The sequence below is a fragment of the Pseudomonas sp. NFACC08-1 genome (assembly GCF_900106735.1).
Taxonomy (GTDB): domain Bacteria; phylum Pseudomonadota; class Gammaproteobacteria; order Pseudomonadales; family Pseudomonadaceae; genus Aquipseudomonas; species Aquipseudomonas fluorescens_Q.
This window is the reverse complement of sequence record NZ_FNNL01000019.1, coordinates 1-19,540: the sequence shown is the minus strand read 5'-3', so window position 1 is coordinate 19,540 and position 19,540 is coordinate 1. Positions and strand designations below refer to the sequence as shown.

Sequence of the window (19,540 nt, the reverse complement as noted above, 5' to 3'; positions counted from 1 at the left end):
GTGAATATTGACGCCAAAGTGGTGGCGTTTTTTTAGAAATAACCCACAAAACAGTATGGGAGCGAGCTTGCTCGCGATTGTGGTGTGACAGTCGAGAAAACCGTGACTGAAACTCCGCAATCGCGAGCAAGCTCGCTCCCACAGGAGGTCTTGCTGCGGTCAGGAAAACATCAAGCCGGCTTGGCCTCCGTCAATGCCTGCTGTGCCAATTCCTTTTCCGCTTCCTTGATGTCGTCTTCGCTGATCATTTCCGCGATCACCCGCAGCCGCTCCACCACCCGGGCATTGACGCTGCCCTCGGGGAACTCGCCGTTTTCGTCCGGCTCGCCAGCAGGCTCGCCCACCAACAGGCTCAGGGCTTCGTCGGCCTGGCGCACCGCATAAACATGGAACTGCCCGGCGCGCACGGCGGCCAGCACTTTCTCGTCGAGCATCAGGGTCGCGACGTTGGCCTGGGGAATGATCGCTCCTTGCTCACCGGTCAACCCGCGGGCTTCACAGAGGCGGAAGAAGCCTTCGATCTTCTCGTTGACCCCGCCCACCGCCTGCACTTCACCGAACTGGTTGATCGAGCCGGTAATGGCGAAGCACTGCTTGAGCGGCGTCTTCGACAGGGCCGAGATCAGCGTACACGCCTCGCCCAGGGACGCGCTGTCGCCGTCCACGTAACCGTAGGACTGCTCCAGCGCAATGCTGGCCGAGATCGCCAGCGGGAATTCCTGGGCATAACGACTGCCCAGGTAGCCGGTAAGAATCATCACGCCCTTGGAGTGGATCGGCTGGCCGAGGTTGACCTCCCGCTCGATGTCGACGATGCCGCTGCCGCCCGGGTACACCGTGGCGGAAATCCGCGCGGGTACACCAAACGCAGAGTCGCCGACCTCGAGTACTGTCAGCCCGTTGCATTTGCCCACGGCCGCACCGGCGGTGTCGATCAGGATGATCCCCGCGAGCATGTCGTCGAGGATTCGCGCCGAGACACGCCCGGTACGGGTGGCCTTGGCCTTGAGGGCGCGCTCGATATGACCGGCGTCGGTCATCTCGTCACCGGCCAGTTGGCGAATGAAATCCGCCTCGCTGACCAGTTGGAACAGATCACCGATACGCGCCGACAAGCGCCCCTGGTGTTCGGCCAGACGCGCACTGTAGGTCGCCAGGCGCGCCACCGCGTCGGCAGTCAGCGGCGCCATGCCCTCCTCCGAAGTGCGGGTCTTGAGCAACTGGGCGAACTGCTCCAGGCTCTCGTCGCCCATCGGGATGTCTTCGTCGAAATCCACCAGCACGCGAAACATTTCCTGGAAATCCGGATCCAGGTCCTGCAAAGCGTAGTAGAGCTGGCGGGCGCCGATGATCACGACCTTGACCTGCAGCGGAATGTGCTGCGGCGTCAGGGTCACGGTGGCCACGCGCCCCAGTTCCCCCAGCGGCGATTCCATTTTCAGCTTGCGCGATTGCAGGGCGCGCTTGAGCGCATCCCACACGAACGGCTCACCGAGCATTTTTTCCGCTTCGAGAATCAGGAAACCGCCGTTGGCCCGGTGCAAGGCGCCCGGACGCAACTGCCGGTACGTGGTGTAGAGCGCGCCCTGGTCGGTGCTGTATTCGATGCGACCAAACAGGTTGTCGTAGGTCGGGTGCGGCTCGAACACCACCGGCGCGCCACCACTGAACGGATGCCCGACCACCAGGCTCGGCGCGTACTGTTCCTCCAGCAGCTTGCGGGCGATGGCGTCGGTCTTGCTGTCGTCCACCAATTGCTCGACCACGGTCTTGAGCAGATAGACCTGCATGGCCTGCAGGTAGCCGCAGACCGCAGCATTCTCTGCGTATTTCTCCGACAGTGGCGCCAGCAACGGTTGCAGGGCCAGGGTGATGGTTTCTTCGTTGAGCTGGCGCAACTGGTTGCTGGACTCGCGCTTCCACTGCGGCAGGCTGGCGAGCTCTTCGTTCAAGCGCTCTTCCAGGCCCGAGATGTCCTCATGGAAACGCTCGCGCTCGGCTTCCGGCAACTGGGCGAATTCCGCTTCATCCAGGGCCTTGCCTTCGCTCATTGGCGTGAAGGCGATGTTGCTGCTGTCACGGTACAGCGCGACATCCTTCTCCAGCGCCAGGCGCTCGATCACATCCAAGGCGCGGTCATAGCGCTGGTTGAAGGCGCGGTCGATGGCACTTTTCTTCTGCTGGTAGGACGGGTGCTCGAATACCGCCGGGAACGTCGCCAGCAAGTTGTCGATCAGGCCGTTGATGTCGGCGATGAAAGCACCGGCCGTACCTGACGGCAGTTCCAGGGCACGGGGTTCGCGGGGCTCATCGAAGTTGTTGACGTAGACCCAGTCCGCCGGGGTCTGCAGGCGCTTGCCTTCGGCCTTGAGGTAGCGTTTGACGAACGAAAACCGGCCAGTGCCGGGCTCACCCATGACGAATACGTTGTAACCGGGGCGCGGCATGGCCACGCCGAACTGCAAGGCTTCGACCGCACGTTCCTGGCCAAGCACACCGCGGAAGGGCTCCAGATCATTGGTGGTAGAGAAGCTGAACTGTTCAGCGGAAAACGGACGGGTCAGCGCTTCGGGCGCTAGACGCAAGCTGGCAGCAACAGGATCAGGCATCGGGCTTCCTTACATCAGGCGGGGCAGATAGCGGCATTCTGGCGCCGCCTGTACCTGACTGGCAAGGAGCGCCTCTGCCCAAAGCATAGTCAAAGGGGAAACCGCGGTCGGGCCCGGTAGACAGGCGATCTTCCAGTGATGTTTTTGCAAAATGTCACGGAACCCTCAGATCGTGCCTAAACTCCAAACTGCGCGGCTGGAACAATAACCGGCCCACTGGCAGCTGTAGGGGCCAGACCCTGTCCATCGGTATGCACATAAAGAGAACATAGCTATGAAACGGATTCTTCTCGGTACTCTCTTCACCGCTGTATCCATCAACGCCATGGCTCAGGCGCCGGGCGGCCCGGATTGCGGCTGGGGCAACATGCTGTTCGAAGGTCAGCGTGGCACTCCGGCACACTTCCTGGCATCCACCACCAACGGCACTTCCGGTAACGCTACCTTCGGCATGACATCCGGCACCAACGGTTGCTCGACCAACGCGGCACTGACTTACGGCGGCAAGTCCTGGCTGGCCATGAATGGCATGATGAACGAGCTGTCCGAAGACATGGCCAAGGGTCAGGGCGAAGCGCTGACCACCTATGCCGTGGTACTGGGCGTGGCGCCGGAAGATCGCGCACACTTCTCCGCCGTTACCCACGAGCACTTCCAGCAGATCTTCAGCAAGGCTGACGTGACAGCGGAAGATGTGCATACCAACACCCTGGCCGTGCTGAAAAGCGATCCTCGCCTGGCCAAGTACGCCACTCAAGCTTAAGCTCGACACCACTCGCTCCTCTCGGGGAGCGGGTTTTCTTTTCGGGGCCCCTTCGGTCTTTGTTTTTTCGCCTTTCCAAGTAGCCGACTATGCTCAAACGCCTTGCCTGGCTGGCGCTCTGTGTGTGCGCCCCGCTGTCCGCCGCGCCTCATGTCGACCCTCAACGTTTGCAGCAACTGGCCAATGACCGCTTCTGGATTTCCCTGGGCCACTACGAAACCGCCAAGCTTGGCGGTTGGCGCAGCTATATCAGCGACAAGCAATTCTTCCTCGCGCCCGATGGCAACGAACATCCCGAGCGTGAACTGAGTGCCACGCTAAAAGCCCTGTACGGCCCGGCCAGCGCCGGCCAGCAGCATGCCCAGTGCGTGTACCCGGCGCGAACGCGCTGGCTCAAGGCCCAGCTCAATCTGACGGATCTGCCGGCTGTTGACTGCAGCGACTTCAACCAATGGTTCAAGGACGTCTCGCCCCACAGCGCGGTGATGATCTTCCCCGCCGCGTATCTGAACAGCCCGTCCTCGATGTTCGGCCACACCCTGCTGCGCATCGACCAGGCCGATGTGCAAAGCGACAAGACCGCCCTGCTCAGCTATGCGATCAATTTCGGCGCCTACATCGAAGGCTCGGACAACAGCATCCTCTATGCCTGGAAGGGCCTGATGGGCGGCTATCCCGGCCTGTTTGCCCTGGTGCCGTACCAGGAAAAACTCTCCGAGTACCGTAGCCTGGAGAACCGCGACCTGTGGGAATACCGCCTGAACCTGAGCCAGGCGGAAACCGAGCGCATGGTCGAGCACGTCTGGGAACTCAAGCAGATTCAGTTCGACTATTTTTTCTTCGACGAAAACTGCTCCTATCGCCTGCTCGAATTGCTGCAAGTGGCTCGCCCCAGCCTGCGCCTGACCGAACAATTCCCGCTGACTGCGATTCCCACCGACACCGTCAAGGCCGTGAAAGAAGCCGGCCTGGTGGAAAGCATCCAGTATCGACCGTCCCGTGAACGGGAACTGCTCAGCCGCGCCGAACCGCTCAGCGACGAAGAACAGCAATGGGTACTCAAAGCCAGCGCCGACCAGCAGCAACTGCAAGCCCCCGGCTTCAAGGCGTTGCCGCGCGAACGCCAGGCGCTGATCATCGATGCGGCCTATCGCCTGGAGCGCTATCGCGCCAACGGCCAGGAGCGCGACCCACAACGCGCCCAGCGCAGTTTCGAACTGTTGCGGGCGATCAACCAAAACCCTGCGCCGGAGCTCGATATCCCGCAACCGGGCCTGCCCGAGGACGGTCACCAATCGCGCACCTGGCAGGCTGGCCTCGGCACGCGGGGCGACCGGGCGTTCGGCGAGTATGGCTTGCGCATGGCCTATCACGATCTCAACGACAACGCCGAGAGCTTCCCCTTGGGCGCACAGATCGAAATCCTGCAATTGAAACTGCGCCAGTACGAAGGCAATGACTGGCAGGTGCAACAACTGGACCTGGCGACCATTCGCTCCCTGACGCCGCGCAACGAGTTGCTGCAACCGCTGTCCTGGCAGGTCACCGGCGGCCTGGAGCGGGTGCCAGGCAAACACGACGACGAAACCCTGGTCAGCCACGTCAACGGCGGCGCAGGTGGCACCTGGGCGCTGGGGGACAAGGTGCTGGGCTTTGCCCTGGGCACGGTGCGGGTCGAGCACAACAATGACTTCGCCCAGTTCATCGCCCCGGCCGCCGGTTTCAATAGCGGTGTGCTGTGGAAAAATCCACTGGGCAACCTGAGCCTGGAAGCCAAGGGTGATTATTTCGTCAACGGCGAAGTGCGCCGCAGCCTGAGCTTGAACCAGCAATGGGAGCTGTCCCGAAACCTCGGCCTGCGCCTGAGTGCCCAGCGGGAGTTCAGCCAATTGGCCTCGCCGGAGAACGAGGTGATGCTTGAGGTGAAGTGGTATCACTACTGACCATGGCCTGCGCAACGAACGGATTAATCACCACGCTTTCACGCCTTACTGACGAATCCACTTCTAGACTTATTGTATGAGCGGGATTCGGCAGGAAAGCAGAAATGAAGCGCACAGCAGTGGTCCTGAGTATGTTGATGTTGCTCGGTGGCTGTGAAACCACCCACGAAGACCTGATCGCCCGGGGTTATCCACCAGCGTTCGCCGACGGCTACGACGACGGTTGCAGCAGCGGCCGGCAAGCCGCCGGGGTGATCACCGGCCAGTTCAGGAAAGACGTGCCGCGCTATCTCAAGGACCCGCGCTACGCCGAAGGCTGGAGCGATGGTTTCCGTCAGTGTCAGGCCATGCGCGAAAGCGAGGAGCGTGACGCCTATCGCGAACGTCACTGGGATGAACGTGAACGGGCCTGGCAACAGCAGAAAGACCAGGATGCCGCCCGGGCTTATCGCTCGCCGTAAGTCGCGCACAGACATTCATCGAAACCAAAAGCCTGCGACCATGGCCCAAACTCCAATAGAGGAGAACACCATGAGTCGCGCTTTCGTCAACGAAGACACCGCCGCAGCCCAGGCCGATCAACCGGTCGAACGCCAGATCAGTGCGCAGCCCAATTACGTGACACCGTCCGGGTTTGCCCAGTTGCAGGCCCGCGTCGCCCAGTTGCAGGCACTGCATGGCCAGCACGCAACCAAAGGCGACCAGGCAGACAAACAGCGCATCGCCGACATTGAACGGGACCTGCGCTATTTCAATCAGCGCTTGCAAAGCGCCCAGATCGTCGTGCCGACATCAACGGACCAGGTGCGGATTGGGCATTGGGTGACCTTCGTCGATGAGCATGATCACGAGCAGCGGGTGCAATTGGTGGGTGAAGACCAAGCTGATGCGGCCAGTGGACTGATCAACTGGGGTTCGCCGCTGGGGCGAGCGTTGCTGGGGGCGAAGGTTGGGGATGAGGTGATCTGGGAGCGACCGATGGGCAATCTCGCCATTGAAGTCATTGCAATAGCGCTTGATTAACGAACTGAGCGAGCAGCACTTGTTAGTACCATGAGAAAACACTTAAACCTTTCCTGCAGACTCGAACAAGAGCAATAAAGCCTCTAGCGCTAGAGCGTCGCAACAGTAACAACATACCTGTAGCAACATGTAACTGCAACATAAGGTCATAACGACAAGTTGGTGCTTAATCGGCAGCGTGCTATTGTTTTTCCCGCACCAAAACAGGTGCGTAACAACAGAGGAGAAACATGATGAGCGAACACATACTGGCAATGTCCGGTGACTTCGATGGTGACTTCAAGTCCTACCAACTCGTCAGTCGCGGCATTGAGTCAGCAGCGCTGACCATTGTCGAATGTGGCACCGCAGAGTGCACCGCCATTTTGTGCTAATCCCACTTTCAAGGTCGACCTGCACAGGGCGACTTTGATATCCCTAATCCCATTCATAGACAACTTCATTTGACATCCTACAGTTCGGATACAGTGATTGGCATCCGATTGGCCGCAGGCCGCTGTACGCGATATTCAATAACTGATGAGGAAATATCATGAGCGAAAAAATCCTGAACATGTCCGGTGACTTCTATCTCGAGTTCAACGCTTATCAAGCGCCTGCCAACAAGAGCAATGGGCGGATGCTGATAACGTCATTGGAGTGCAACACTTTCGGAACGTGCACCAATCTCGAGTGCTCGACACTGGGCTGCTAATCCCGCTCAACTGATCGTCAAAACAGGCAATCAATAAAACATAGAGCAGGCACCGCCTGCTCTATCCATGTCAGGAGACACGGCATGTTAATTAACTCCTTGAAGTTGAATCAGCGAGGTCAGCACAGATTCTCTTCCGGTCGCGATATCGCCCTTTTTGAAAACAACCTGACTCGCCTGCATGTTGATGATCAGGCCTTGCTGAATCACTTCGGATTAGACAGGGCGCAGCTGTCTGCGTACATCAAGGAACCTGCCAATAACCAACCCTTGCCCATCGATGGCGAAACCGTCTTAAACGCCTTGGAGGCAAAACTTACCCAGCTCGACAGCCTTGACACCGAGACGAACACTATCTCAATCGGCAAAAACAATTTTTATTGGTTTGGCTACCGTTTTTTTCTTTATTTCATGGATACGTTCAAAGGCGATCCGCGCTACGCCGCTGCATCATTGCACATCGATGACCGGGCCTTGTTTGCAAGCCTGGAGCGCTATGTTCTGGGCCGGGTAGAACGCACATCAGAACAAAGCTTGGTTCACTATTTGAATACGCGGATTGCAGCCGGTGAGGACCTCGATTTAACAGCTTTCAATGAGCATCTGCGCACATTGCCACTGCTGAAATTGTTTGAGTCCTACCCGGTGTTGGCGGGCCTGCTACTGGATCTACTGGAAGACACCACCCACTACCTTTATGGGGTCATTCGCGACTTCGCCGACGATACTGAATTGCTGGAGAAGACGTTTTCGATCCCGTCCCGGAAAATCGACGCGATCGAACTTGGTCTAGGTGATCCCCATGGTCGTGGTGAAACGGTCTGCGAGGTTAAAATTGGTACGACCTCGTTGGTTTACAAACCAAGAGCGAGCCGGGAGGCGTTGTTTTTCAATCGTCTCCTTGGGCAATTGCATGAGTGGTCAGGCGCGGATTGTTTTTCTATACATGCACCCAGGATCCTCAGCTGCGAGCAGCATAGCTGGGTAGAAAAGATCGACAATCTGCCTTGCGACAGCGAAGCAGACGTTGCGCTGTTCTATACAAAAATGGGCGCACAAATGGCCCTCATCCACGCATTGAATGGCATCGACTTTCACTACGAAAATATCATTGCGTGTGGAAGCAGCCCGGTCATGATTGACCTTGAATGTTTATTCACCGCCTCTACCAGCGAGCTGCTACACGACTTACCTGCCGACTGCGCGTTGTTCAATGCCTTCAAGTTGACCCAACAGTCGGTATATTCCACCGGTTTTTTACCCTTCTCTCAAAAATCCAATTACGACCAAAGCGGTCTGACTCGGCAAGAGCGATTCACTTCCACCCGCCATTCCCTGGTTTTCGAAGATGGCTTCTACCATCTGCGCAAAACACAATTCGAACACCAGCCACTGCAAAAACACCTGCCACACCTGCAAGGCGGGCATAAGGGATTTGAACCCTATAAAGCTGAACTCCTCCATGGCTTTGACTATGCCTATGGCCAGTTGATGATTTATCAACAGATGATCATGCAGATACTCGAACAATCTGCAGGCGAATTATCAACCCGCGTATTGCTCAAGAATTCCCAGCGCTATGCCGATTTCATCGGACTAAGCCGCCACCCACGCTTTATGCAAAACATGCTGGACAGGGAACTTCTACTGGCAACTTTATGGAAAGATCTGAAGGAACCCTATGCAGCAAAAGGTATTCCCCGTTATGAAATAGCGGACCTGCAACGATCCAGCATCCCATGTTTCACCATGCCTCTCAACGCCAACTACTTGACGAGCGCCCAAGGTGAAACGATAGGAATGACGCCCATAGAGCCACCAATAAAGAGCTGCTTACAGAAACTGGCCAGCCTGTCCCATGCAGACAAAGCGTTACAACGCACATTGCTCGAAATTTGTTTGTTTCCTGAGCCTAATGGACAACTGCCACTGCGCGCCAGACAGAGGCTTGCGAACCTTGAGAGCGCTCCCCCATCGGGCCCACTCGACGGAATATTGAGCATCAGCTCCCGTATCGAGGAGCTCGCTATCATAGGAACATCAACGGACGTCAGTTGGTTGTCTTTTCACCTGCACCCCACGACCCAGAGAAAGTACCCGTCGCCCATGGATCACGGGCTGTACTCCGGTATCGCCGGGATTGGCTTGTTTTATCTGGGCCTGTTCAAGGTGAGCGGCGAACCGCACTTTCTGTCGCGCATGGATCAGGTCCTGTACTCCCTGGAACAACGCTTTGGCTTTTTCAAAACCGATTTGACCGTCAGTGCCTATCACGGGCTGGGGGCTTATCTCTATCTGCTGATCAATCGTCGGCAAATAACGGGAGATCCGAAACACGATGAAAAAATCGCCGGCCTGCTGACCCAACTGATTGAAGTCCCTCCTGAAGACTATGATTTCGACTTCCTCGGAGGCTGTTGTGGGGCTGTGACCCTGCTGGCCAATATCCATGCATTGTCTGCACAGGAGGACGTGCTGCCAGCCATCCAACGCATGATTGGCTACATCAAGGATCAAGTCCTGATTGAAGATGGCCAACTGCTGCGGCGTGATGATCGCTCGGTCATTTTGACAGGCTTGTCCCACGGCCTCTCGGGGGTCATCCATGCCCTGTGCAAAGCCTATGACGTGACCGGCGATGCGACCCTGGTGCCCTTGGCCATCCAGGTGCTCGAAGGCGAAAACCGCCTGAGCCGGGACGGTTTCTGGCTGGACCTGCGAAACCTCGGCCCGGCGGACCATACGTCCAAGTGGTGCCACGGCGACGGCGGTATCCTTATCGCCAGGCGACAGCTCATGGCATCGATGGGGGACGCCCTGGACGACGCGGCCAGGCAGACCGTGCTCGACGATATACAGCGATGCGAGAACAATCTCTGGCAGCACGGTTTCGGCGAGGGCTACAACCTGTGTCACGGCGATTTCGGCAATCTGATCTGTCTGCATGACCTGTATCGGCATTCGGATAATCCCGAAGGCATGAGCAGGGTCAGAAAGACACTCGACGAAATCGCCCGGCAGTTTTTCGAGGGACCATGGCTCGACAACGATCGGGTGCCTGATGTCAGCCTGCTGACCGGAATCACGGGGGCGGGTTATGCCTTGCTGTACGAGATGGACCCGACAATCCCCAACATTCTCACCCTTGAGTTCGCGATGCCAGCGTAACCCCCATGAAAAACGGAGCCTTCGAAGGCTCCGTTTTTTTCATGCAACCGACCGAATCAGGCCAGTTTCTTGTGCCGTACGCGGTGCGGCTGGGCGGCCGCTTCGCCGAGGCGTTTCTTGCGATCGGCTTCGTACTCGGTGTAGTTGCCTTCGAAGAACACCGCTTGCGAATCGTCTTCGTATGCCAGGATGTGGGTCGCCACGCGGTCGAGGAACCACCGATCGTGGGAGATCACAATGGCGGCGCCCGGGAAGTCCAGCAAGGCTTCTTCCAGGGAACGCAAGGTTTCGACGTCGAGGTCGTTGGACGGTTCGTCGAGCAGCAGGACGTTGCCGCCCTCCTTCAAGGTCAACGCCAGGTGCAAGCGACCGCGCTCACCACCGGACAGGTCCTTGACGAACTTCTGCTGATCGCCGCCCTTGAAGTTGAAACGGCCCACATAAGTGCGCGACGGGATTTCATAGTTGCCGATGCGGATCTGGTCGGAACCGTCGGAGATCTGCTGGAACACGGTCTTGCTGCCGTCCAGGTCTTCGCGGCTCTGGTCGACGCAGGCCAGTTGCACGGTTTCACCGATTTCGATGCTGCCCGAATCCGGCGTTTCCTTGCCCATCAGCATGCGGAACAGCGTGGATTTACCCGCACCGTTACCGCCGATCACGCCGACGATGGCGCCCTTGGGCATGGAGAACGACAGGTTGTCGATCAGCACGCGATCGCCATAACCCTTGGTGACGTTCTTGAACTCGATGACCTTGTCACCCAGGCGCGGACCGGCCGGGATGTAGATCTCGTTGGTTTCGCTGCGCTTCTGGAATTCTTGGGATTGCATTTCCTCGAAGCGTTGCAGACGTGCCTTGGATTTGGACTGGCGGGCCTTGGCGCCTTTGCGCACCCACTCCAGTTCTTCCTTCATGGCTTTTTCATGGGCCGACTGCTGCTTGGATTCCTGGGCCAGACGATCGGACTTGGCTTCCAGCCAGCCCGAATAGTTGCCCTCGTATGGAATGCCTGCGCCACGGTCGAGTTCGAGGATCCAGCCGGCGACGTTGTCCAGGAAGTAACGGTCGTGCGTGATCGCAACCACGGTGCCTGGGAAGTCGTGCAGGAAGTGTTCGAGCCAGGCGACGGAATCGGCGTCCAGGTGGTTGGTCGGTTCGTCGAGCAGCAGCATGTCGGGGGCCGACAGCAACAGGCGGCACAGGGCCACGCGGCGCTTCTCACCACCAGACAGGTGTTCGACCTTCGCGTCCCAGGCCGGCAGGCGCAGCGCATCGGCGGCGACTTCCAGCTGGCGATCCAGGTTGTGGCCGTCGCTGGCCTGCAGGATCGCTTCGAGCTTGGCCTGTTCGGCGGCCAGCTTGTCGAAGTCGGCATCCGGATCGGCGTAGGCGGCATAGACCTCGTCGAGGCGCGCCTGGGCGTCCTTGATCACACTGACCGCTTCCTCGACCACTTCACGGACGGTCTTGGTCGGATCCAGCTGAGGCTCCTGGGGCAGGTAGCCGATGTTCAGGTCCGGCATCGGGCGGGCTTCGCCGTCGAATTCGTTATCGACGCCAGCCATGATTTTCAACAGGGTGGACTTACCCGAACCGTTGAGGCCGAGCACGCCGATCTTGGCGCCGGGGAAGAAGGACAGTGAAATATTTTTCAGGATTTCCCGCTTCGGCGGAACAACTTTGCTCAGCCGATGCATGGTGAAGACGTATTGAGCCATGGTGAACCTAGCGTCAGTGACAGGTGAAAAGAACGAGCCAGGCCATACGCGGCACCGGCACTTGACGGTCATCAATGCCTGCGCGCGGATAGAGCCTGGGAATCTGGAGCTGGAACGCTCTTGTTTGACCGGCAAAGCTACCTCAACCGTCGGTCAAGGTCCAGCCGCCAAGGGCTGGCACTTTGCCACAAGTCAAGGCATGCTAGCCGCCCTTCGGGCGTCCGGCTTATAGTGCACGTCGCGCCAGTCCAGCAAACTGCAGGATTACAGCTTGTCCAACGTCACTCCGCCCCTGTCCCCTCGCGCACCCGCAGTCGTGTCCGGCTCGCCCCTGCGCGGGACATTGAAGAGCGCACTGGCCACGCTGGTGTTGCTGCTGCTCGGCTTGCTGTTCTGGCAATTGCTCGACCAACTGCGCGAAACCCAACAGCAACAACGCCAATACACCATCGACTACACCGCCGATCTCGCCGCGCAGGTCAGCCTGAACATGGCCCTGAACGCGCAAATCGCCCTCAACCTGCTACCGATCGTCGAACAACCCCAAACGGGCGACGAACAGCGGGCCCTGGTGCGCAAACTCCAGCAATCGCTCCCCGAATTGCGCAGCCTGGTCCTGCTGAGCCCCTCCGGCCGAGTGCTCAGTGACAGCGACGCCGACAGCCACGACGCCGACTACCTGGGCGAACTGGTGCGGCGCAGCCGGGCCCAGGCCCATTATTTCAGCAATGCCGAAGACGGCTCCGTGGTGCACCTATTGTTGCACCAGGCCAGCGGTAGCAGCCGTGGCTACTGGGCCCTGCGCCTGAGCCCGAACTTTTTCTCCACCCTGACCAAGCAGGCCGATATGGGGCTGCGCCCGCTGTGGCTGGTAGAAAACCGTCTCAACCAGCAGATCATCAGCCGCGACGAAAGCCTGCCCTCGAGCAGCCCTACCCATTTGTCCCCGGATGACCTGGAGAACACCGTACTGACCGTGCCCTTGAGCAGCAGCGACTGGCAACTGCGGGGGCTGTTCGACCGCCGCCAGGTGATCGAACAACTGTTGCCGGCCTTCATCGGCAAATGCCTGCTGGGCCTGGCGTTTTCGTTGTTGCCGGTGATTGCGCTCTTGAACATGCGCCGACGTCAGCGGCAGTTGCATGAAGGTCGGCGGCGCTACCAGGATATTTTCGAAGGCACTGGCGTGGCCTTGTGCGTGCTCGACCTGTCGGGGCTCAAGGCTTTTTTTGAGCGGGCCGGCCTGCACACGGGCGATCAATTGCGCGCATGGACAAAAACCTCCCATCAACTCGAGCAATTGCGCCAGGAAGTTCACGTCACCGAAGTCAACCAGATGGCATTGAAACTGCTCAATGTCGATTCCTGCGATCAGGCCTGGCAACTGCTGGTCGGCAAGGGTACGCAGGACAACAACCCCGTCGGCTCGAAGCTGCTCGAGGCGCTGCTCGATCAACACAAGCAACTGGAGCTGGAAATCAAGCTCCAGGACGCCCATGGCCGCGACCAGCACCTGTGGCTGGTGCTGCGCCTGCCGGAAAAACAGCAAGACCATAACGCGGTCATCCTGAGCATCAGCGACATCACCAGCCGCAAGCTGATCGAGCTCTCGCTGCTCGAACGCGAGGGTTTCTGGTCCGACGTGGTGCGCACCGTGCCGGATCATCTCTATGTGCAGGACGTCATCAGTCAGCGGATGATCTTCAGCAACCATCACCTGGGCCAGACCCTGGGGTACGACCGCACCGAACTGCACCAGATGGGCGAGTACTTCTGGGAAATCCTGCTGCACAGCGACGATGCCGATCACTACCACAGCCTGCGCCAGGCACAGCGGCGGGGCGGGTACACGCAATTGTTGCAATGCCAACTGCGCTTTCGCCACCGCAATGGCAAATGGCGCTGCTTCGACATCCGCGAGCAGGCCCTGGCCCGGGACCGGGATAACCAGGTGACACGAATCATCGGCGTGGCCAAGGACGTCACCGAGCAGATCGAGGCCAGTGAATCGCTGCGTGACAGCGAACAACGCTACCGGATGCTCGCCGAAAGCATCAGCGACGTGATTTTCTCCACCGACAACAAGCTTTCGCTCAACTACGTCAGCCCGTCGGTGCAAGCGGTGCTGGGCTACACCGCCGACTGGATCTTCCAGAACGGCTGGCAATCGATCATCGCCAATCCGCAACAACTGACCGGCATCTACAGCCTGATGGACCGGGTCAGCAAGGCCCTCGACAAGCCCGATCAACTGGCCGAGCTACGCAACCAGATGCAGACCCAGTTGTTCCTGTTCGACTGCCTGCGTGCCGATGGGCGCAAGATTCCCATCGAGCTGCGGCTGGTACTGGTGTGGGATGAACACGGCGCGTTCGAAGGCGTGCTCGGCGTCGGTCGCGACATCAGCCAGCAGCGTCGCGCTGAAAAAGACCTGCGCATGGCCGCTACGGTCTTCGAACACTCGACCTCGGCGATCCTGATCACCGACCCGGCCGGCTACATTGTCCAGGCCAACGAAGCCTTCAGTCGCGTCAGCGGTTATGCCGTGTCGCAAGTGCTGGACCAGTTGCCCAACATGCTGACCGTAGACGAACAGCAGGAAGCCCACTTGCGCTACGTGCTCAAGCAGCTGCAACAGCACAGCACCTGGGAAGGCGAAGTCTGGCTCAAGCGCCGCAATGGCGAGCATTACCCAGCGTGGGTCGGCATTACGGCCGTGCTGGATGACGAAGGTGACCTGGCCAGCTATGTGTGCTTCTTCAGCGACATCAGCGAGCGCAAGGCCAGCGAGCAGCGCATTCATCGCCTGGCCTATTACGACGCCCTGACTCACCTGCCCAACCGCACGCTGTTCCAGGATCGCCTGCACACCGCACTGCAATCGGCTGACCGGCAGAAGACCTGGGTCGTGCTGATGTTCCTCGACCTGGACCGTTTCAAGCCGATCAACGACTCCCTGGGCCATGCCGCCGGCGATCGGATGCTCAAGGAAATGGCCACGCGCCTGCTCGGCTGCGTCGCCGACGACGACACTGTGGCACGCATGGGTGGCGATGAATTCACCCTGCTGCTGCAACCGCGCGCCAGCCGCGAAATGGCGCTGAACCGGGCAATCAACGTAGCCGAGCAGATCCTCGCCAGCCTGGTCCGGCCCTTCGTGCTCGAAGGCCGCGAGTTCTTCGTCACCGCCAGTATCGGTATCGCCCTGAGCCCCCAGGACGGCAACGAACTGAGCCAATTGATGAAGAACGCCGACACAGCCATGTATCACGCCAAGGAGCGGGGCAAGAACAACTTCCAGTTCTATCAGGCCGACATGAACGCCAGCGCCCTGGAGCGCCTGGAGCTGGAAAGCGACCTGCGCCACGCCCTGGAACAGAACGAGTTCGTGCTGTATTACCAGCCGCAGTTCAGCGGCGATGGCAAACGTTTGACCGGTGCCGAAGCCCTGCTGCGCTGGCGCCATCCGCGACGCGGATTGGTGCCGCCAGGGGATTTCATCCCGGTACTCGAAGAACTCGGCTTGGTGGTGGACGTCGGCGACTGGGTCATCACCGAGGCCTGTCGGCAGCTCAGGACATGGCACCAGGCCAAGGTCCGGGTGCCGAAGGTCTCGGTCAACATTTCGGCCCGGCAGTTCTCCGACGGCCAGTTGGGCACGCGCATCGCCAATATCCTGCGCAGCACCGGCCTGCCGCCGGCCTGCCTGGAGCTGGAACTGACGGAAAGTATCCTGATGCGCGAAGTCAGCGAGGCGATGCAGATCCTGGCCGGGCTGAAAAACCTGGGCCTGAGCATCGCCGTCGATGACTTCGGCACCGGTTATTCGTCGCTCAATTACCTCAAGCAATTCCCCATCGACGTGCTGAAGATCGACCGCACCTTCGTCGACGGCCTGCCGTCCGGCGAGCAGGATGCGCAGATCGCCCGGGCGATCATTGCCATGGCCCACAGCCTCAACCTGGCGGTGATCGCCGAGGGTGTCGAGACCCACGAGCAGCTGGATTTCCTGCGCGAGCACGGCTGCGACGAAGTCCAGGGCTACCTGTTCGGCCGGCCGATGCCGGCCAATCGGTTCGAAGCGCAGTTCAGCAATGATGCGTTGTTCATGCTCGACTGAGGCCTTGTACTATCTGTGCCGGCCTCTCGCGGGCAAGCACAGGCAACGCCCTTTGCTTGAAACCCATTCGTCCGCGACATGACGCCCTTTCATATGCCTTCCAAAACCGGTTGAGGTAGAATGCCCCCCTTTTCTGCCCCCGATCCTTGAGGACCGCCATGTTCAGCCGTGATTTGACTATTGCCAAGTACGACGCCGATCTCTTTGCCGCCATGGAGCAAGAAGCTCAGCGCCAGGAAGAGCACATTGAGCTGATCGCTTCGGAAAACTACACCAGCCCCGCGGTGATGGAAGCTCAAGGCTCGGTACTGACCAACAAGTACGCCGAAGGCTACCCAGGCAAGCGTTACTACGGTGGTTGCGAGTACGTCGACGTGGTCGAGCAACTGGCCATCGACCGCGCCAAGCAACTGTTCGGCGCCGATTACGCCAACGTCCAGCCGCACGCAGGCTCCCAAGCCAACTCCGCCGTGTACTTGGCGCTGCTGTCGGCCGGTGACACCATCCTGGGCATGAGCCTGGCCCACGGCGGTCACCTGACCCACGGTGCCAGCGTTTCCTCCTCCGGCAAGCTGTACAACGCCGTCCAGTACGGCATCGACGGCAACGGTCTGATCGACTACGACGAAGTCGAGCGCTTGGCCCTCGAGCACAAGCCGAAAATGATCGTGGCCGGTTTCTCCGCCTACTCCCAGGTCCTCGACTTCCCGCGTTTCCGCGAGATTGCCGACAAGGTCGGTGCCTACCTGTTCGTCGACATGGCTCACGTAGCGGGCCTGGTCGCCGCTGGCGTCTACCCGAACCCGGTGCCATTCGCCGACGTGGTCACCACAACCACCCACAAGACCCTGCGCGGTCCACGTGGCGGCCTGATCCTGGCGCGCGCCAATGCCGACATCGAGAAGAAGCTGAACTCCGCCGTCTTCCCGGGCGCCCAGGGTGGCCCGCTGGAGCACGTGATCGCGGCCAAGGCGATCTGTTTCAAGGAAGCCCTGCAACCTGAGTTCAAGGCTTACCAGCAACAAGTGGTGAAGAATGCCAAGGCCATGGCCGGCGTGTTCATCGAGCGCGGCTTCGACGTGGTGTCCGGCGGTACTGAAAACCACCTGTTCCTGCTCTCGCTGATCAAGCAAGAGATCTCCGGCAAAGACGCCGACGCGGCGCTGGGCAAGGCGTTCATCACCGTCAACAAGAACTCGGTGCCAAACGACCCACGCTCGCCGTTCGTCACCTCGGGTCTGCGCTTCGGTACCCCGGCCGTGACCACTCGCGGTTTCAAGGAAGCCGAGTGCAAGGAACTGGCTGGCTGGATCTGCGACATCCTGGCGGACCTGAACAACGAAGCGGTCATCGACGCCGTGCGTGAGAAGGTCAAGGCTATTTGCAAGAAGCTGCCGGTGTACGGCGCTTAATCAGCCCGTCAGACCGTAGCCAAAAGGCCCGCCTCTTCGAGGCGGGCCTTTTTTATGGGCTGTTAAAAAGCTAACGCCAACTTACCCGTTCATCCTTACACCATTCACTGGTTGTTATCGCACTTAACTTTCTGCAATACAGATAATACCACCCACCCCCAACAAAACTAATAAGATCCCATCCGCTCCATCTCATACTTACTAACTCAACACAGGATTCAATTATCACATGGACAGTGAAAAATCTTTTCATGCAACACTTCGCATGTTTGATGCCCACGTCAATCTACTTGAAACGCTGCATGGTAAACCTGCGATGGCGACCGTCAGTTCATTCAGCGGCGGATTCTTTACCGGCAAACCGCAAACCCATGATCACTCGCATTTGCTCGGCATGCGCGCCGAAGCCCAGGCCACGGCCTCTACCCAATTGATGCTGCATTTCCGGCCTACGCCCAATGGCTACATCCTGACCCTGAAAAACCCCGGGGAATACTACAACAGGCTGATTAGCAAGAGTTGGCTTGAAGTACTTGGTGCAGTACATCCAAACACTGCCAACCCGACGCGTTTCATCCTGGTCGATCAACAACACAACATCATCACTCGGAAAAACATCAACACCCAGCACACTCCCCTCTCACTCATGACCGCAACCCATAAATATGTCGGGGGATTAAGAGTGCCTGGCTCGCCGTATCTCTATCTGGCCGAGACCGAAGAAAAATCAAAGATAACTTTTATCTTAAGCCTGCACTAAGGCATGTAAATCTCGTAAAAGACAAATTACCAGATAGCTCTTGTGGCGCAGGATATTCCCTCGCCACAAGGCTCTACGGGGGGCAGTTTCTCCTTCAACAACTCACCTTGGGCAAGTTGAAAGCCACAGGCAGCGGAAGATCAAAGCAGGATGGCATCGAAGCCTGCACGGATTTTCTCTTCGGGCAGTTCGTCGGCGATGAATACGATCACGCTTTCCCGGGGTTCATCCGGAGCCCATTCGGTGTCCCAATCGAAACCGTACAGTTTCAGTACGCCCTGGAATACCAGTCGACGGGGTTCGTCGGCGATGTTCAGCACACCTTTGTAGCGCAACAATTGCTTGCCGTGCTCTTCCAGCAACTGGTTCATGAACTCGCTGAGCTTTTCGATATCCAGTGGTTTGTCAGTGCGCAGCACGAGGCTGCTGATCCGATCGCCCGTGGTTGCCTTGCCGACCGGCCGCAAGCTGAACCCTGCGCCCAGGTCCGCATTGAGATTGAAGCCACGGATATCGAGCAGTTCGGCCAGGTCGATCTTGCCATGTTCCACCACCCTGATAGGCGCTCGCCGATTGATGCGCGCCAAGCGTTCACCAAGGGCTTGGACCTGGGCTGCGTCCACCAGATCGGTTTTGCTCAAGAGCAGGCGGTCGGCAAATCCAACCTGGGCCTGGGCGATGGCCTGGGTCAGGTGGACATCGGCATGAGCAGCATCCACCAGGGTCAGGATCCCATCGAGGATGTAACGCTCGCGCAGGTCCTCATCGATGAAAAACGTCTGGGCCACCGGCGCTGGGTCGGCCAGTCCGGTGCACTCGATGACCAGGCGATCGAAGGCAATCTCGCCGCTGTCCAGCCGCTCGAGCAACAGATACAGGGCCTTGGTCAGGTCGGTGTGGATGGTGCAGCACACGCAACCGTTGGCCAGGGTCATGACTTGCACCGGCTCGTCGCCCAGCAGTTGGGTGTCGATACCGGCATCGCTGAATTCGTTCTCGATCACGGCGATTTTCAGGCCGTGTTCGGCCTTGAGCAGATGGCGCAACAGCGTGGTCTTGCCGGCGCCGAGGAAGCCGCTGAGGATGGTGACCGGGATGGGAGAGGACAAACTGAATCTCCTTGATGCCTGAAAGGGAAGCGGTTTTGTGGAAGCGAGCCTGCACGCGAAGGCGTCGGGTCAGTTGACATCGATGCTACTGACCCACCGCCATCGCGAGCAAGCCCGCTCCCACATGGGTTTGAGGCTACCTCAACTCAACAGCACTTGGACCCACCCTTGCCACCGTAACCAACAGCGCAATCAAGCCAGACAACTACCCTGTGGCG

13 protein-coding genes are annotated in these 19,540 nt (G+C 59.0%); 10 read left to right on the top strand and 3 right to left on the bottom strand.

The annotated features are described in order from the left end of the window. Positions 1–170: 170 nt before the first annotated feature. A complete protein-coding gene (locus BLU76_RS27470; RefSeq protein ID WP_063324297.1) occupies positions 171–2,609 on the bottom strand; it encodes a Lon protease family protein in 2,439 nt (812 codons plus the stop codon). Positions 2,610–2,883: 274 nt separating this feature from the next. Between BLU76_RS27470 and BLU76_RS27465 the strand changes: the two genes are divergently transcribed. The 7 genes from BLU76_RS27465 (at position 2,884) to lanM (ending at position 10,200) form a co-directional block, all read left to right on the top strand. Next, complete coding sequence (locus BLU76_RS27465) at positions 2,884–3,372, top strand: DUF3015 domain-containing protein (protein WP_003185616.1); 489 nt, start codon at positions 2,884–2,886, stop codon at positions 3,370–3,372. A gap of 89 nt (positions 3,373–3,461) precedes the next feature. Beyond that, positions 3,462–5,315, top strand: a complete 1,854-nt coding sequence (locus BLU76_RS27460; protein WP_092225278.1) for an Lnb N-terminal periplasmic domain-containing protein — start codon at positions 3,462–3,464, stop codon at positions 5,313–5,315. 104 nt (positions 5,316–5,419) lie between these two features. Next, positions 5,420–5,776, top strand: a complete 357-nt coding sequence (locus BLU76_RS27455; protein WP_092150623.1) for a hypothetical protein — start codon at positions 5,420–5,422, stop codon at positions 5,774–5,776. 70 nt (positions 5,777–5,846) lie between these two features. Continuing rightward, positions 5,847–6,338, top strand: a complete 492-nt coding sequence (locus BLU76_RS27450) for a GreA/GreB family elongation factor (RefSeq protein WP_092225276.1) — start codon at positions 5,847–5,849, stop codon at positions 6,336–6,338. 233 nt (positions 6,339–6,571) lie between these two features. Continuing rightward, positions 6,572–6,712 carry a hypothetical protein gene (locus BLU76_RS31630; RefSeq protein WP_170845994.1) on the top strand — a complete coding sequence of 47 codons (141 nt, stop codon included), beginning with the start codon at positions 6,572–6,574 and terminating at the stop codon, positions 6,710–6,712. A gap of 158 nt (positions 6,713–6,870) precedes the next feature. Continuing rightward, positions 6,871–7,032, top strand: coding sequence for a hypothetical protein (locus tag BLU76_RS31625; protein ID WP_170862107.1), 162 nt, complete (start codon positions 6,871–6,873; stop codon positions 7,030–7,032). A gap of 84 nt (positions 7,033–7,116) precedes the next feature. Further along, on the top strand, positions 7,117–10,200 hold the full coding sequence (gene lanM, locus BLU76_RS27445; protein ID WP_092225274.1) for a type 2 lanthipeptide synthetase LanM: 3,084 nt from the start codon (positions 7,117–7,119) through the stop codon (positions 10,198–10,200). A 56-nt stretch (positions 10,201–10,256) separates the two neighbouring features. Here lanM and ettA read toward each other — a convergent pair whose 3' ends face one another. Next, on the bottom strand, positions 10,257–11,921 hold the full coding sequence (gene ettA, locus BLU76_RS27440; RefSeq protein ID WP_030140297.1) for an energy-dependent translational throttle protein EttA: 1,665 nt from the start codon (positions 11,919–11,921) through the stop codon (positions 10,257–10,259). Positions 11,922–12,192: 271 nt separating this feature from the next. On the opposite strand from ettA, the gene BLU76_RS27435 reads away from it, so the two are divergent. From BLU76_RS27435 to BLU76_RS27425, 3 genes are all read left to right on the top strand, one after another. Continuing rightward, on the top strand, positions 12,193–16,041 hold the full coding sequence (locus BLU76_RS27435) for a sensor domain-containing protein (RefSeq protein ID WP_092225272.1): 3,849 nt from the start codon (positions 12,193–12,195) through the stop codon (positions 16,039–16,041). 158 nt (positions 16,042–16,199) lie between these two features. Then, entirely contained in the window at positions 16,200–17,453 is a 1,254-nt protein-coding gene (gene glyA, locus BLU76_RS27430; protein ID WP_072347783.1) for a serine hydroxymethyltransferase, read from the top strand. Positions 17,454–17,682: 229 nt separating this feature from the next. Further along, positions 17,683–18,213 carry a hypothetical protein gene (locus BLU76_RS27425; protein ID WP_092150638.1) on the top strand — a complete coding sequence of 177 codons (531 nt, stop codon included), beginning with the start codon at positions 17,683–17,685 and terminating at the stop codon, positions 18,211–18,213. A gap of 140 nt (positions 18,214–18,353) precedes the next feature. Here the strand turns inward: BLU76_RS27425 and yjiA are convergent, their stop codons facing one another. Next, positions 18,354–19,322, bottom strand: a complete 969-nt coding sequence (gene yjiA / locus BLU76_RS27420; RefSeq protein WP_092225270.1) for a GTPase — start codon at positions 19,320–19,322, stop codon at positions 18,354–18,356. Positions 19,323–19,540 lie beyond the last annotated feature (218 nt).